Annotated in this window: 14 protein-coding genes, 1 tRNA gene and 1 CRISPR repeat array; of the genes, 9 read left to right on the top strand and 6 right to left on the bottom strand. The window is 62.3% G+C overall.

From position 1 onward, the window contains the following. The first annotated feature begins 599 nt into the window (after window positions 1-599). The 7 genes from LZC94_28915 to LZC94_28945 all read left to right on the top strand — a co-directional run bounded on the left by LZC94_28915 (window position 600) and on the right by LZC94_28945 (window position 4,296). Window positions 600-908 (top strand): hypothetical protein, encoded by a 309-nt coding sequence (locus LZC94_28915; GenBank protein ID WXB11866.1) that lies wholly within the window; start codon window positions 600-602, stop codon window positions 906-908. Window positions 909-935: 27 nt separating this feature from the next. Next, a complete protein-coding gene (locus LZC94_28920) occupies window positions 936-1,244 on the top strand; it encodes a hypothetical protein (GenBank protein WXB11867.1) in 309 nt (102 codons plus the stop codon). A 201-nt stretch (window positions 1,245-1,445) separates the two neighbouring features. Further along, window positions 1,446-1,655, top strand: a complete 210-nt coding sequence (locus tag LZC94_28925; GenBank protein ID WXB11868.1) for a hypothetical protein — start codon at window positions 1,446-1,448, stop codon at window positions 1,653-1,655. Between the two features lie 318 nt (window positions 1,656-1,973). Further along, window positions 1,974-2,120: a hypothetical protein gene (locus tag LZC94_28930; GenBank protein WXB11869.1), complete on the top strand. Its 147-nt coding sequence runs from the start codon at window positions 1,974-1,976 to the stop codon at window positions 2,118-2,120. Next, on the top strand, window positions 2,117-2,437 hold the full coding sequence (locus tag LZC94_28935) for a hypothetical protein (GenBank protein ID WXB11870.1): 321 nt from the start codon (window positions 2,117-2,119) through the stop codon (window positions 2,435-2,437). The genes LZC94_28930 and LZC94_28935 overlap by 4 nt, the downstream gene beginning before the upstream one ends. 422 nt (window positions 2,438-2,859) lie before the next feature. Further along, a complete protein-coding gene (tnpB, locus tag LZC94_28940; protein ID WXB11871.1) occupies window positions 2,860-3,237 on the top strand; it encodes an IS66 family insertion sequence element accessory protein TnpB in 378 nt (125 codons plus the stop codon). 60 nt (window positions 3,238-3,297) lie between these two features. Continuing rightward, window positions 3,298-4,296 (top strand): transposase, encoded by a 999-nt coding sequence (locus LZC94_28945; GenBank protein ID WXB11872.1) that lies wholly within the window; start codon window positions 3,298-3,300, stop codon window positions 4,294-4,296. A 10-nt stretch (window positions 4,297-4,306) separates the two neighbouring features. On the opposite strand, the gene LZC94_28950 is transcribed toward LZC94_28945, so the two are convergent. The 4 genes from LZC94_28950 to LZC94_28965 all read right to left on the bottom strand — a co-directional run bounded on the left by LZC94_28950 (window position 4,307) and on the right by LZC94_28965 (window position 9,786). Next, window positions 4,307-4,654: a hypothetical protein gene (locus tag LZC94_28950; GenBank protein WXB11873.1), complete on the bottom strand. Its 348-nt coding sequence runs from the start codon at window positions 4,652-4,654 to the stop codon at window positions 4,307-4,309. Next, the gene (locus LZC94_28955) at window positions 4,651-5,472 is read right to left on the bottom strand and encodes an AAA family ATPase (protein ID WXB11874.1); all 822 of its coding nucleotides are present in this window, start codon (window positions 5,470-5,472) and stop codon (window positions 4,651-4,653) included. The genes LZC94_28950 and LZC94_28955 overlap by 4 nt, the downstream gene beginning before the upstream one ends. Further along, the gene (locus tag LZC94_28960) at window positions 5,469-6,806 is read right to left on the bottom strand and encodes a DDE-type integrase/transposase/recombinase (protein ID WXB11875.1); all 1,338 of its coding nucleotides are present in this window, start codon (window positions 6,804-6,806) and stop codon (window positions 5,469-5,471) included. The genes LZC94_28955 and LZC94_28960 overlap by 4 nt, the downstream gene beginning before the upstream one ends. A 2,128-nt stretch (window positions 6,807-8,934) precedes the next feature. Beyond that, window positions 8,935-9,260: a CRISPR direct-repeat array (repeat unit 28 nt; unit sequence CCGTGATGAACGGCGGCCACGTTGAAGC). A 307-nt stretch (window positions 9,261-9,567) separates the two neighbouring features. Next, window positions 9,568-9,786, bottom strand: coding sequence for a hypothetical protein (locus LZC94_28965; GenBank protein WXB11876.1), 219 nt, complete (start codon window positions 9,784-9,786; stop codon window positions 9,568-9,570). Between the two features lie 1,445 nt (window positions 9,787-11,231). Here LZC94_28965 and LZC94_28970 point away from each other — a divergent pair. After that, window positions 11,232-11,636, top strand: coding sequence for a hypothetical protein (locus LZC94_28970; GenBank protein ID WXB11877.1), 405 nt, complete (start codon window positions 11,232-11,234; stop codon window positions 11,634-11,636). A gap of 53 nt (window positions 11,637-11,689) precedes the next feature. Here LZC94_28970 and LZC94_28975 read toward each other — a convergent pair whose 3' ends face one another. Then, window positions 11,690-11,962: a hypothetical protein gene (locus tag LZC94_28975; protein WXB11878.1), complete on the bottom strand. Its 273-nt coding sequence runs from the start codon at window positions 11,960-11,962 to the stop codon at window positions 11,690-11,692. Window positions 11,963-12,049: 87 nt separating this feature from the next. After that, a tRNA-Gly gene (locus LZC94_28980) sits at window positions 12,050-12,121 on the bottom strand. A 1,562-nt stretch (window positions 12,122-13,683) separates the two neighbouring features. Here LZC94_28980 and LZC94_28985 point away from each other — a divergent pair. After that, entirely contained in the window at window positions 13,684-14,214 is a 531-nt protein-coding gene (locus tag LZC94_28985; GenBank protein WXB11879.1) for a hypothetical protein, read from the top strand. The last annotated feature ends 148 nt before the right edge of the window (window positions 14,215-14,362 follow it).

The following is a 14,362-nucleotide window of genomic DNA, read 5'->3' on the forward strand; positions in this document are numbered from 1 at the left end:
TGGAAAGCCAATCGCGGAGGCAAGGTACCATGCAGCCTGCCTCGGAGGGTGGGAGGTCAGCGATGATTCAACGATCAGCTCAAGCGCGAGCCTGGATTCGAGAGACAACGTCGAGGCCAATACGCGCATGGCGGCAAGCGATCTACTTCGCGATCGTCAGCGTCTTGGCTTCGGGCTGTGATCCCGTCGCCACACTCCACGGAGTCGTTCGAACGGCTCATCCTGCTCCAGATGGTTTGGTCCAGGGCGCGAAGGTCGATGTGATTTGTCCTCACCCTCGAGAAATGCTTGTCGTTGGTGAGCCGAGCCCCGCGTTCACCGACGAGAAAGGCGAGGTCAACGTCCACACCGTGGGCTTCGATCATTGGGATGACCGGTGCGTCGTTCGCGTGCAGAAGGAGGGGTGGGTGCCACTCAAGGAGCCCCTCCTGAAGCTCGAGACGCGAAAAGGGCCGGAAGCTCTGACCACTCACGTGACGATACGGCTGCGCCCACTCTCTGCGCGCTGATGTGCGCTTGGAGCTTTACAATCTGAGGTGCTTGGCGAAGGCGGGCGCAACTCTTGAAATCCGAGCTCAAGCGCTATGGGATTGTCGCAAATGAACTATCTCTACATCCGATGCAATGGCGGGCATTACTATCGGTCGCTCGTCAACTGCCCCTTCGATGGGTGGTCCGACGACGGTCTCGAACGAGCGATTGCGGCCTTCGATGAACTCATCGTAAGTGCAAACGAGGTGACCATCGAGGGGCTCCGAGCGAAGGGCGTCTCGGCCCCCATTCTCGCGCGGCTGCTCATCATCGAATTCGGTAATCCGGCATCGGCCTTCGAGGCGCTGGTTCCCGAGCGGTACCTGCACAAAGGGAGCGAAGTGCTGGCGCACGAAGTTGGCCTGGAGCTCTACTAACCAGGTGCGCCGCGTCACGGGAACAAGATGAAACGGCTCTATATTCGTTGCAACGGGGGTCACTATTTTCTCGCCGGAGCGGGCTGCCCGTTCGATGGTTGGACAATGACCGGCGTAGCTAGCGCTGCTGCTTACTTTATGGTTCTGCTCCACCGCCGTGGCGAAATAAGTCTCGAAGCAATGAAGGAGGCGCTTCCGAGCGACGAACTTTTGAAGCGTATGCTCATCATCGACTTTGGCGACGAGAATGCCATCTTCGAGGCATTGGCACCAGAACTCTACCTCTACCATGGCAAGACGCTTCACGCTGATGACGTAGACTTGAATTTACTGTGATTACGGTGTGCGCGGCGGCGGCTCCAAATCGAGCGCGAGGGGCTCCTGCGGACGGATGAGATTATGCAGATGCGGCATGCGGGGTCGCACCTGACGCGGAGTCCCTTTTTCTGCATGGCACGGGTGCGGGGGTCTCGACACGGCTCGAACACGAGGCGGGCATTGCGGAAGAGGCGCACACTGGAGGCGATGCCGTGGCCGGTGATTCACAACACGATCGGGCGTGAGGTCATTGAAGAGCTCTTTGGTTTCGGCTTCGCGGAGGAAGGCGTCAATGCCGTCCTTCTGTGGCCAAATGGCATCGACAAGACGATGATTCTTCGAAACCTCGCTCATCAAGCCGCGCTCCGCGGGCCACACCGTCTGATTCATCACCGCCAGCGATATGGCTCGCTGCGTATTCCGACGTGACTCGGGGATCGATTCCAACGACACCCGGGGGCTCGTTCCAACGTGACCCGGGGACCGATTCCTGGGCACCCGGGGGTCGATTCCAACGACACCCGGGGGGTCGATCCTGGGCACTCGGGGGGCTCGTTCCAACGTGACCCGGGGCCGATTCCTGGGCACCCGGGGGCGCATTCCAACGGGGGCGGTCCCCCCCGAAGCGGCGAGCATGGTCACAGCGTCATCGCGTAGACAGACGCGATGTCGGAGCGAGTGTCCATGGTATCCGTCCTGCGGAGCGCGTCGTGACGAGGAGCCGAAGCGGCAGCAAACTCGCGATGCATGAGGAAGCGAGCGAAGAGGCCGGAGTGGGTGAGGCGCATCGCGGCGTGGGATGCCAGCGGGGAGAGCGCGGGCGAATATGCGTACCCGCTGGGTGAAGAGCCGTTCTTCCGCACGAACGTAGGAGCGCTCACGATGGCGGCATGACCGAGACGGAGAAGAAGTGGCAAGAGCGGGTGCTCGCCTGGAAGGCCAGTGGTAAGAGCTCCGAAGAATTCGCGCAAGGCCAGGGCTATGCGGCGATAACGCTGCAGCAATGGGGATTCCGGCTTCGCAAGAAGGAGCGTGAGGCAAAGACCGAAACGGTGGCCTTGGCGCGGGTGCTCCGGTCCGATGCAACGCCCAGCTTTGCGTCGCCAACCATGGCGGTTGACATTGGGGGGGCACGCATCGAAGTTCGTGCGGGCTTTGATCGCGCGCTGCTGCTCGAGCGTAAGCGTCCGACGCCGACCGCATGGTGCTGACATCTCGCCTGTCGGATAGTGGGCGGCGGAGGGCAAGCAAGAATGAGCAAAGGGAAACTGGACGAGATCGGCGCTGACGGTCGTGGAAGGCGGACACGCTGGACCGCGGCGGTGGCGCGAACGATGCTCGAGGAGTGCGCCGCCAGCGGCGAGTCGATTGCCGCGTTCGCGAAGCGCAGAGGGTTCGACCCACAGCGACTACGGCTATGGAAGCAGAGGTTGGGGAACAAGTCATCGACACCGGCTCCTGCAGCCGAATTTCTGCCCGTTCGCGTTGCAGATACGAAGCCAAAAGAAACGCCTCGCGCACGGATATCTGAATTCGAGGTCGTACTTGCAAAAGGCCGCACCATCCGCATCGGCAAAGACTTCGACTCGCACTCGCTTTGTCGTCTCGTCGAAGCGCTCGAAGGTGGCGCGCGATGATCCCGCTTCCGCCGTCGGTTCGCATCTACGTCGCGACCTCTCCTGCCGACATGCGCAAGTCGTTCGATGGCCTCTCGAATCTCGCTCGCAATGTCGTGGGGCACGACCCGATGAGCGGCCACCTGTTCGTTTGGTTCAACCGCCGAGCCGATCAAGTTCGCGTCTTGTTCTGGGATCGCACCGGTTTTGCGATCCTTGCGAAAAAGCTCGAGCGCGGCACATTCCGTTTGGCTCAAACGCCGCCCGAAGGCGCTACGCATGTCACGGTCGACGCGGCCGAGCTTTCGCTCCTTCTCGAAGGGATCGACTTGCGGAATGCGAAGCGACGGCGACGATGGAAGCAAATTCCGCAGGCCGAATCCGAAGCGGCCTGACGATTGTTCACGAAGGGGCTTGTTCCTTCGGATCGAGAGCGTTACTGACGCACTCGCCCGATGAGCGAGCCCGACCTTCGACCCAAGATGCTCGACGACGTTGCCGACGTCGAAACGAAGCTTTTTGCAATGCTCGACGAGGGGCGTGGACGCGAAGCCATTCGCGTGCTGCTCTCGCTGCTCGTCGATCTCCGCGAGCGCAATCTGTCGACGGAGGCACGCTTGCATGGGCTGCTCCGCAAAGTCTACGGTCGCAGCAGCGAGCGCATTGCCCAAACGCAGCTCGACTTGTTTCTCGCGATGCTCGATGCCGGCAAGAAAGCCGACGCATCTACGGACGCTCCGAATCTCCCGGAGCCCGGCACGAAGCCTGTGTCGACAAAACGAGGTGGCGGACGTAAACCCTTGCCTGACAATCTCCCCATCGAAGTGATCGAGATCCGTGTTCCCGAGGCCGATCGACCATGCCCTTATTGCAGCAAAGAGCGCACGAGTTGCGGGCATGAAGTCTCTCGGATGCTCGAATACATTCCGCCGAGCTTCAAGATTCTCGAGGAGCGGCGCGAGAAGTTGGTGTGCCGCCCTTGCGGTGAAATCACCACGGCTCCGTTGGGCGATCGAGTGCTCGAAGGCGCACGGCCGGGACCGCAGCTCGTCGCCACGCTCATCGTCGACAAGTGGCAAGATGCCACTCCGCATAACCGCAATGTCGATTTCTTCTCGCGCCTCGGCGTGCATATCGCACGACAGCGGCTGACCGACTGGGCCGCCGCAGGCCTCGATGCGCTGGCCCCCATCGCGTGGCGTATCACGCAGCGTGCTCTCGGGGCGAGCTACTTGAATATCGACGACACGGGCCTGCGCGTACTCGATCGCGACCATCCTTCGGGCGTCAAGCGGGGGCACATGTGGTCGATCGTGGCGAGCGAAGAAAAGCTCGTTAGCTACTTGTTGCCGCGCAGGCTGGGTGATGGGATCGTCACCGGGCTGAATGATCGGGATCAGCATGCCTTAAATGGAACATCGCCCGCACGGAGTAGGAGCGGGCGATGTAGGTAAGAAAAGGCGTTCAGAAAGGGAGCGAGTCGTCGTCCGGCTCAAGGTTGTCGCGGGCGACGGAGGCTGCGTAGTCGGACAGGAGTTCGGCCAGCTCGTTGCCGGCGTCGAGGACGAGCGTGGCCAGGTGCTCGGTGTCGGTGAGGGCCGATGGCGGCCAGTCTGGTCGTGACGTTGCGGCAAGAATGGGGTGAGCGCTGTCGAGGGCGCGATGGGTGGCGGCGAGCGCGGCCTGGGAGAGAGCAACGGCGATGAGCTGGGGTGCAAGATCGACGTCGTGCGGGAAGGGCAGCGAGATGGCCGCGCGAGCCGTGACGTAGGAGGCGTCGACAAGGAGGCGTGTCCTGGAGATAGGGATCATGCTCTGTCCTCCGATTGTGATTCGGATTGAAGGATGCGGGTGAGCACGTCGCGCTCGACGATCTTCTTTTTGCGTCGAGCGGCGGTGCGCAGGGCTGCAGTGGCAATGCGATCGGTGTCGCGGAGGGAGCTACCCGCTGCCTCGTGAAGAATGGAGAGGGCATCGGCGGAAAACAGGTCCTTGGTCGCGCCGACACGGGCAAGCCTCGAGCGAATGTAGTCGCTGGTGTCGTCGGGAACGAGGTTTCCGATGGCGAAGCGATGGTGAAGTCTGGAGTAGAGGGAGCGGTTCCGCCGTAGCCGGAGGCGGTCTTCGAGTTCTGGCAGACCAATCAGGACAATGGAGAGTAACGGTTTCGAATCCCATTGGTAATTGAGCAGGATATGCAAATGGTCGAGGGGGTCCTGATGGAGGAGATGGGCTTCGTCGACGAGGAAGACGGGATAGACGCGCTCCTTGGCGAGATCTTCGACGTGGGTGCTGACGGCGAGGAACAAGTCGCCGGCGGTCTGCGCCTTCTGGAGGCCGAGTGCAAGGCAGAGGAATCGATAAAAGTCTCGCCGGCCGACGGTGGTATTTTGGCAGTAGACGAGCCGGAAGTTGGCTGGAGTGAGGGCATGACGGAGCGCGCGCAGGACACATGTCTTGCCGACGCCTGGCTCGCCGGTGAGCAGGGCGCTGGCGCGAGCGTGCATGGCGTCGGTGAGCTCCTCGACGAGTGATTGTTTGGATGGAGGCATCCAGAGCTCAGTGTCGTCGACATCCTTGCAGAACGGCTGCGCCGAAAGGCCGAAGTGGGAGAGGTAGTCGAGACTCATGTGGTGCCCTTTCTTCGGCCAAGAGTCTTGTCGAGTAGGACGCTTGGTGGATCGAACGGCGTGCGTGACTCGTGAGGTATGTCGAAGCAGACAGGCGAGCGCGGACGCGTCGCGTTCTTGCGAGGGTCGACGGGACGAAGGACGTGGAGCGTACCTTCGTGCTCAATCCAGGGTGGCTCGCTCGAATCGACCATGCATCGCGAGACGGTGACGAGCTTGCGTGCGAGAAATCCAAGGTCGGTCTCCCAATCATCGCCGTCCATCGGGACGGTGCAGTCGCCGCGAACGCGACGCCGGACATGGATTGTAAGCGCGTTACGAAGCTTCTTCTCGTCGAAGCCATCGGGATGGCGAGGGGCCGCTGCGAAGACGACTTCGGGCGTTTTGCCCATGAGCCCACCGTGAGGCGTGCGGTGATAGTGCTCGTCGAGGAACGCGTAGAGACGGACATTGAGATCGTGGAGCGACGAAAGCACCCCGGTAAAGTCGAGGCATCGCTCGCGGAGGGTGCGCCAAAAGCGCTCCATTTTTCCACGCGCAGGCGCGTCATAGGGTTTTGCATGCACGAGGGTCGTTCCCATTCGGGCGCACGCGAGGGCGAGCGTTTGGCCGCGATAGGTCGCCCCGTTGTCGAGGTAGATCGCATCGGGCGGACCTTGTCTGCGAATCGCACGCACGAGCAGACCGAGCATGTCGATCTCCCGCTCCTGATGCATAGCCTCGATCGCGACAACGTAGCGGGAGGCGTCGTCGAGCAAAGCATGGATGCGTACCGGCTTCTTGTCGCCATCGATGACAATGTACGAGCCGTGGCAGACATCGCCGTGCCAGAGAGCGCCGGGCCGCTCGGCCTCCCAGCGCAGACGCTGTTTGCCATCGCTACCACATCGGAGTGTGCGACGATCGAGGCCGCGAGCCGCGAACAGCCGGCGCATCGCCGATGGTGAGATCGCCCCACGCTCGATGCGCCCCTCGAGCACGAGGGTGTCGAGGATCAACTCGGCCGATGCACTCGGATTTTCACCCCGCACCTCGCAGACAAGCTCTTGCTGCTCGGGGGTAAGCGCACGAGCCGCTCCCTTATCCGCGCGCGGCTCGGGGCGCAGTGCCGCGAGCCCACCTTTCTTGTAGAGCCGATACCAGCGCTCGAGTGTCGGCACGGCGAAGGTGCGCGTCGCGCCCGCGCCCGGCGGCCGAAAGCGCTGTTGGCTGAGCGACTCGAGGCGAGCTGCGAGCTCGCCTCGGGGCAGCTCGAGGCGGGTGAGTGCACCCACGACCTCACTGCGAAACAGGGCCACGGCTTCGCCATGGTCCTTCGGTTTGAGGACATCCATGTAGATCGCAACCTTTCTGCGCCTCCCCGCGGAACGCGCACGCTGGTGGTAAGCGCGCGCCGCTTTTTTGCCGTGGGATCACGATCGGCGGGAATCACCGTCTTGCGAGATTGGAATCACGGAGGCCGATGAAGAGCGCCGCCACAGAAGGCGGCGTCGGCCGCGCAAAGGCCCCCCGGTGCGAGCGCTCGCAAGGCCGATGCTGTGCGCTCGGCATGCTGTCGCAGGGTGAAATCCTGCGGCGAAGCGCGCGAACTTGCAAACAGGCGCCCGTGGGCAGTATCCGTTGCCCATCGCCGCAGGGTGATCCAGACTCCTGCCGCGGCGGCCCCCACGACCGCGAACGGGCTGATACGCTCACGTACGGACGCTTCGGTGAAGCCGAGCAGCCCCCACATCAGCAGGGCCAAACCGATCGCGCACGCGGTGTACAGTCGTCGCGGCAAAAGCTCCCGCGGCACAACCAACATGCAGGCCCCACATCGCTGGCATTCGTAGCGTCGCACAAGCACGGTGGTCATCGTCGGCCGGCCGTCGGCCGTCTCCGGCCCCCGAACCTGCCGCTCCCGTGTCCCATCCCCGTGGATCACCAGATTCCCACCTGTCGGCCGACTGGCCGCTCCGCATCCGTCGCACCGTGCAGGTCGAACCAGCGACACGGACGGCATTTCGGCCCGCCAGGCCTTGACGTCCAGCGAACTTCGGCAAATCCTCTCTCGGCTCCGCACCTCGTTGCTCGGAGCTCGACGCGAAGGGAGTCCCGCCAAAGATCTGCCTTCGCGTCGCCTTTTGTGGCCCGCTTGTTACGGGCGCTCCGCCTCCTTGATGCCTCCTTACGCCATCGCCGCTCCGCGTGGCACCCACCACGTCCGCCGATCGGGATCTCCATCGTGCGCGATCCTCACCATCACCAAACACGCGCGAAACTTGGCGGAGATCGATCAGAGAGAGCTCTCGTTAACACCCATCGTGGATGACTTCTTCGTCCGCGAAGAAGGCGGCGGAGACGGGGCGCACGTGCGGTCAGATCGGTCGCTATGTGTGGAATGAGGACAAGCTCGTGAAGATCGATTGACCTCTCGCGTGATACTCCACGAGAAGTCGACACGACATCGGTTACTCGAGCGCCGGGGGCCGACAACCCGGCTCCTCAAGGGCGGGCGTAGAGTACGTCCGCTGCGCGCAGGTGGTCGTTCCGGCGGCGCTCAAACATCCACGGGCTGCGGTGCGGCTAGTACGTTCTGCCCATGCGTGACGACGGCGGCGCTAACTACCTTCGAGGGTTGCCTGCTGTCGGCCCCTTCGTAAGAGCGTGCGCCGTGAACCTCGACGCTCGCCTCGAGGAAGCGCGTCTGGGCGACATCTACATCCTTCCGATTGCGCTCCAGACCAGCACGCGACGCGGAGCTCCTCGAGGTGACCACGCTACGCGAACGGGCCGCGGCGCGGCTCAATACGCAACTACCAAAGCGGTGGCCCGGCCCCCCTTGCGATACCCTCCTACGGTGGTGGCGTGTGGTAGTCAAATTGCACGCTGCTCGAGTAACATCCCGATGCTCGGCAGAGGCACCCCAATTAAGATTTCAGGAGCATATAATGCCTGGCAGTTCGCGTATTATCGGCTACGACTGGCCTATGCCATCCAGATCTAAGCGTTATCAAAATGCCGAGTATCGGCCGTCGCAGCTCACGGAGGTGTCCACGGAAGAAATCGAGCTGAATTACATCGGAGTAAATGTGCGCCACACGCGCACACATTTTTATTTTAGCCCAAAACACGAATGCGATTCGCAGTCCGCAATGCGCTCACGGCGCGTTTTGACTATTTTTTAGCGACTGAAGTTCTCCCAGGAAAGCTCAGATCGATCTTTGAAAATTTATGTAATGCAATGTAATTGGTCGATCTCGGCCGACCAACTCCCGACAATTGCTGACTGCCATAATGGCATTGCCATTCAGGCGCAATCAGACGTCTGTCTGCTGCACGCAGCGGTGGCCCCGCCGTGAGCGAACCGTCGCTGCGTGCAGCAGAGCGCTACCGTACTCTGCTGCACGCAGAACAACGGCCACGCTGAACTCGGAGCGCATCGCTCATCCACCATAATGTCGACGCCCACCGGCCGATCTACCGTGATGAACGGCGGCCACGTTGAAGCGATGTGGACGAGGCTGAGAGGCTCGCGCGCGCCCACCCTGCCGATCCGCCGTGATGAACGGCGGCCACGTTGAAGCAGGAGGATATATTGCCTGCCGGATGGGACGTTTGAGGCTCATGCCGCCGCGCCATGGCGGCGGCCACGTTCAAGCCCGGCTGCTCGGACGCCTTCATGTGGCTATCTGACCATCCGATCCGCCGTGATGAACGGCGGCCACGTTGAAGCGATGTGGACGAGAGAACCGGCAACGCACTCGAGATCGCCGATCCGCCGTGATGAACGGCGGCCACGTTGAAGCATCGCCTTGCTCGAGACCGCCGCACACGCCGCCCTCTCCAAAACCTTGCGCGCATCGACGAGCCAACCGGTAAAGCCGAGCGCCGCACGCCGGGGTGCGCTCATATTGCTCACGAGGCATTCCCCCCATCAGCACCATCCGGCGCAATTGGGGAGCCCACTGCGCTTTCGGACGCCGACAGGTGGAAGGTCAAGGATTTCACCGATCTCGTTGCATAGGGCGGCGCACTTCTGTGCGCCTTCACTCAGAACGTGTGCTTCGGACAGCTCTCCGGAGTCGAGATGCCGCCGCACGACCCGTCACCACGTCATGCAGTGTTTTCCCAACGGACAACCATCGCCTTAAGAAAGTCAGTGACCTCTGCTTCCGTTTCGACCCACACGTCGAACGTACCCTTTGGTTCCTTCGTGACGATGATGTATCCACTGGGCTTGCTGTGATCAATGCGTACTTTTTCGATCTGTGCGTTCTCGGGGTCTGCCTTCGATACAATACCCCATACACCTGTAGGAAAATCGCTATTCATGGGTCCTTCAACGGAACATGGTTGTTCGACCGTATCGCATCTCGTCCCCGACGTGCGGGATCAACGTTCTCGAAGTGCACGTGAGGATCAATATCCCCCGTGCGCCCGTGATCGAGGGTTCATCGATGCGGAATTGTCGCGTATCATCGGCGCTTCGGAAAACGCCCGTTCCGGATCCGCCCATTTCTTTATACTGAGGACCGACCCAACGCTCGCCAGCCGTGAGGGCCTCATCCGTGGTGAGCTTGTGCGCGCTTTCAAAGTTCCCGCTCCCTTTCGCGGACTCGCCAAGCACGGATTCAATTGCACAGATATTGTGTACGAGAACCTGTGCATCCGCGACGAAGTACGTGTGATTTGCCGCCACTGATCCTCCCCCGCCACGGTGGACACGCTACTATATTCGCAAGAGCGGCGACTTGGGACTTCAATTCGAACGCCATCGGACTGACATAGCCGACGTACGAATGCCGGCGCACGGTGTTGTAGAAGTGCTCGATGTAGTCACCGATGGACGCGGTCACGTCGTCGCGCGTGGCATAGCGTTGGTGGTCGACGTGCTCAGCCTTCAGCGTCGCGAAGAAGCTTTCAGCAACGGCACTATCGTAGCAGTCGGCCGTGCGACTCATGCTCACGACGACCCCGGCAGCGGCGAGCGCCTGGCGATAATCCTCGCTCGCATACGGGCTTCCGCGGTCCGTGTGATGAATGAGCCCTGGGGCAGGTCGACGCGTTCGCAGAGCGCCGCGGAGCGTGGCGAGGACGAGGGAGCGGTCGTTGATGGCGGGTTGTTGACGGCGAGACGACGCCGAAAGGTCTTTCCGGTTGGAAGGCGAGGCCGCACCGGGCCGCTCATGTGGAGGCGAGCGGATTTGGATGCTTATCTATGTGGACGAGGACACGACGATGCTCTGGAAGATGCAATGGCGTTACGAGATCGCAGCCAAACCGAGCGCACCAGGGGATCTGGCGGATGAAAGCGGGCGGATACTTGATCGCCCTTCGCGTGAACAACCCCAAAAAAACGGGGAAACGCGAATGGGCCGTGGAGGTACTCCCAGACGCGATGCTGGACGAGGCTCGGCTCCAACGCCTGCGACTTCGGGAGAAGAAGCGCGCTTCCGTGCACGGCAAGACGCGACGGCGGAGGCTCTGGAGCGAATGCGCCTCGTCCGTCTACGAGCGCAAAGTCGAAGTCGGGGATCTCAAGAGCGATAAGTCCATCGAGCGCTGGGACGACACGTTGACGCATCATCTGATCCCTGAACTCGGGGACTTTTGGTGCGACGAACTTCGCTTCGCCCACCTTCAGGCGATGAAGGATACGATCGCCAAGCGCACGAAGCTCCCGAAGACGATCGTCGACGAAAAAGGAAAAGAGCGGCGGAATCCCGAGTGCATCGCGAAGTCAACCGTGAACGGGTGGTTCTCGATCCTGCGCGTAAATGACCGCCGAGCTCGAGCTCCCAAAGAATCCGGCGATCGGCCTGAAGGATTTCGACACCTCCGACGAGCCGACCTACACCGACGAAGAGCCGAACGCCTTGCCGCCGGAGCTCGTGCCCGAGTTTCTCCGCATGATGAAGAAGCGGTGGCCCCAGCACTACGCGATGACCTTCTTGGGGATTGTCACCGGCTGGCGGCCGTCCACGATGCGATCCCTCCGGCGCAAGGGTGACAAGCCCGACGTGCTCTGGAAGGTGAACCGAATCCTCGCCCGACGCTCGAACCCCATCGGGCAGAGCGTGATGAACAAGACCAAGACGGGGAAGCGGCACCGGGCGGAGCTTCCGAAAGAAGCGATGGACGTGCTTGCGGAGCACGTCCGGCAGCTCGAGAGCCGCCCCTGAGCAAGTGGAACAAGCCGCCCCTCTGGTGGCGGTCCAAGATGGCGGAGAGCGACCTACTGTTCCCCGCGAGGCACGGCGGTTATCGCGCGCGTGCAGTGCTCGACAAGCCGTTTCAAGACGTCTCGAGGCGCATCGGCCTGACCTTCACGTTCACGCCGCGCGGCTTGCGGCGCACCTTCCAGGACCTCGGCCGCGCCGCCGCCATCCCGTCCATCGTCAAGCGCGCCATCAGCGGCCATGCGACGGAGACGATGGAGGAACTCTATTCCACCGTCGGATTCAACGAGATGCGCCAAGGGCTCAACCGTGTGGTCGAGATAGCCCAAGGCCCCTCGTCATCAACCGATGGGCAGGGTTGTGAAAGAGGTTGTGAAGAGAGGGCTGCGAAAACAGCAAACCCTCAGAAAACGCAGAGCGGGAGAAGGGATTCGAACCCTCGACGTCCACCTTGGCAAGGTGGCACTCTACCACTGAGTTACTCCCGCGTCTCGAAGGGCGCCTAACTTGCCTTCATCGACCCCCCTCTGTCAACACGTCTGATCCATTTTTTTTCAAACCCCTCCCCGCCCCCACGATCGCGCGCAGAAATGCCCTCGACCGAGCCGGGCTCGGCGTGTTGCCTATCCCCGCCACCGCGAGCCGCAACGGTACATAGCTCCGCACCGCGCCCCCGCGACTCACTGCGCGTGCCCCTCAACACGCCCCGGTCCCGTCACAACGCCGAGCCACGAGCTCGACACCACCCCCGCAGGGTGCGTCGTACGCGACAACGGCGCCCAACGATGGCCCGCGGTCGAATCATGAGCTCGCCCGCCCGAATCCGACCATAGCGTCGCCCCCAAGACCGCCGATGCCGAGGCGGACGCCAACGCCAACACCGCGCCCAGACATCCACATCGGCGACCCCGCACGCGCGCCGCTTCGCCCCTGAGCCGTGCGCTTCAACGATTCGTCGAGAGCGCGCACGGCGCATCGAAAAGGCGCCCGGAGACCATCCGAACGTTCGCGCCGTAACGTGCAACCGCGCTTCCTAAATTCGAATGAATAAACGGCACGATCGGGCAGCGGGCCGACGACCATTCGCGCGGCAATGCCTCTCCGCGTAGAAGCCACGCGGCTTGCCCGTACGAGGCGAAGCCGTTCGCCGTAGAACGCACATTCGCAATCGCGCAGTCACCAACGAGCCCACAATCGCGAAACCTCGTCTCCGCAATTCAATAATTTGCACGCGCTCGCCTCACCCATCATGGGTCATCGCGGGCGAAGAGGGAGGCCCGCTTCGAAGAAGGCTACGACATGACCATCGCTGCACGAACCGTCGAACGAATATCGCACTCCCGTCCCATTTTCCGCACTCGTGCTCACGGCGTACCTCGTCTCCAGTCGCGAACGCTCCGCGGAGGCTCCGAACCACGACGGGACGCGAGCGGGGAAAGTGCTCCCTCGCGCACGTCGATTGCGAAGACGAAGCGGAGGATACGTAAGGTGCTACTCACGCTGCGCAACTTCGTCCGCAAAGTTCCTCCATCCGTGAGACCGGACTCGAACTTGCCGCCGAACGCTCCGCAGCTGACAACCACGAGACGCAACTTGGTTACTACAATGGATATGCAATATGCCAATTGCCGCGCCAAGATGAATGCGCATTGCTAGCGGCGCAACAATGAAGCAGTGCAAACGGCAAAACGGACGACCGGTCCTCCGGCGATTCGGGTGCGCCTCCGCCTTTCGACCCGCGCGCCGCCCGTACCAGACACCTGCGTGCCCCGAGCCCCTCGACGGGAACGAGGGCGACATCGACCGCCGATGCCGACGGGGGCACGCGCTCCTGCGACAGCCATTGCCCATGCACCGAGCCCACGCAGCCCCCGCACACGGAGGGCACCCCAGAACAGGAGCGTGCCCGCACGATGTTCTTCGATGCCCAAACAACGAGCGCCCATTCCCCAAGGAACATTCGTAGACATTCGAAACGGCGACGCATGTGCAATACCGGCGACGATCCGCGCCGAATTGCGGCCGCTGCGGCCATGATCGGATGATGACCATGAAGAAACCCACGGCCCCTTCGATGGGAGCCATCGCTACCCGGCGGGTTACGCGCCATCCGAACCTGTCGCCCGCGCGCCCCGCCATGGATGGACCATGTAGGCCCCACCCGGCCTCGGTGCGCTCGTACGCAGAGCTCTTTCGGCTTCGGAGCTCGACCTTCGATTTCCCGCGACGCATCGTCACCGAGAGCCTCGGGGACGTGATGCAGGTGCGGCGCGCCATCGAGCGCACATTTCGCTCGGTTCGCTGGTTCGAGAGACGGGGCCATATCGAGGACGTTTCGGGCACGAGCGCCGGCATCACCCTGTGGTGCGACGACATTGGCGCAATCGGCCGGGGAGCCGTCGACCGCGTCATCCTGGCGATCTACGGCGAGCACCGCATGGCGATCATCGCCCCCTTGTGTCGAATGAACGGTTGGACCGCATGCGACGGCACGCTCACCTTGCTCGAGGTGGAAAACGATGCGCGCCGCACGCGAGCGCCGGAGGAGGTCCAGCGGATATCATGGCCGTACGAAGGGTGATAGGTCCAGACGCCCTACGCTCACTCGCCCTACGCTCAGAACACCCCTTACGCTCACACGCCCTACGCTCAGACGCCTTACGCTCAGACGCCCTACGCTCACTCGCCCTACGCTCAGAACACCCCTTACGCTCACACGCCCTACGCTC

The sequence above is a fragment of the Sorangiineae bacterium MSr11954 genome (genome assembly GCA_037157815.1).
GTDB classification, from domain to species: domain Bacteria; phylum Myxococcota_A; class Polyangia; order Polyangiales; family Polyangiaceae; genus Pendulispora; species Pendulispora albinea.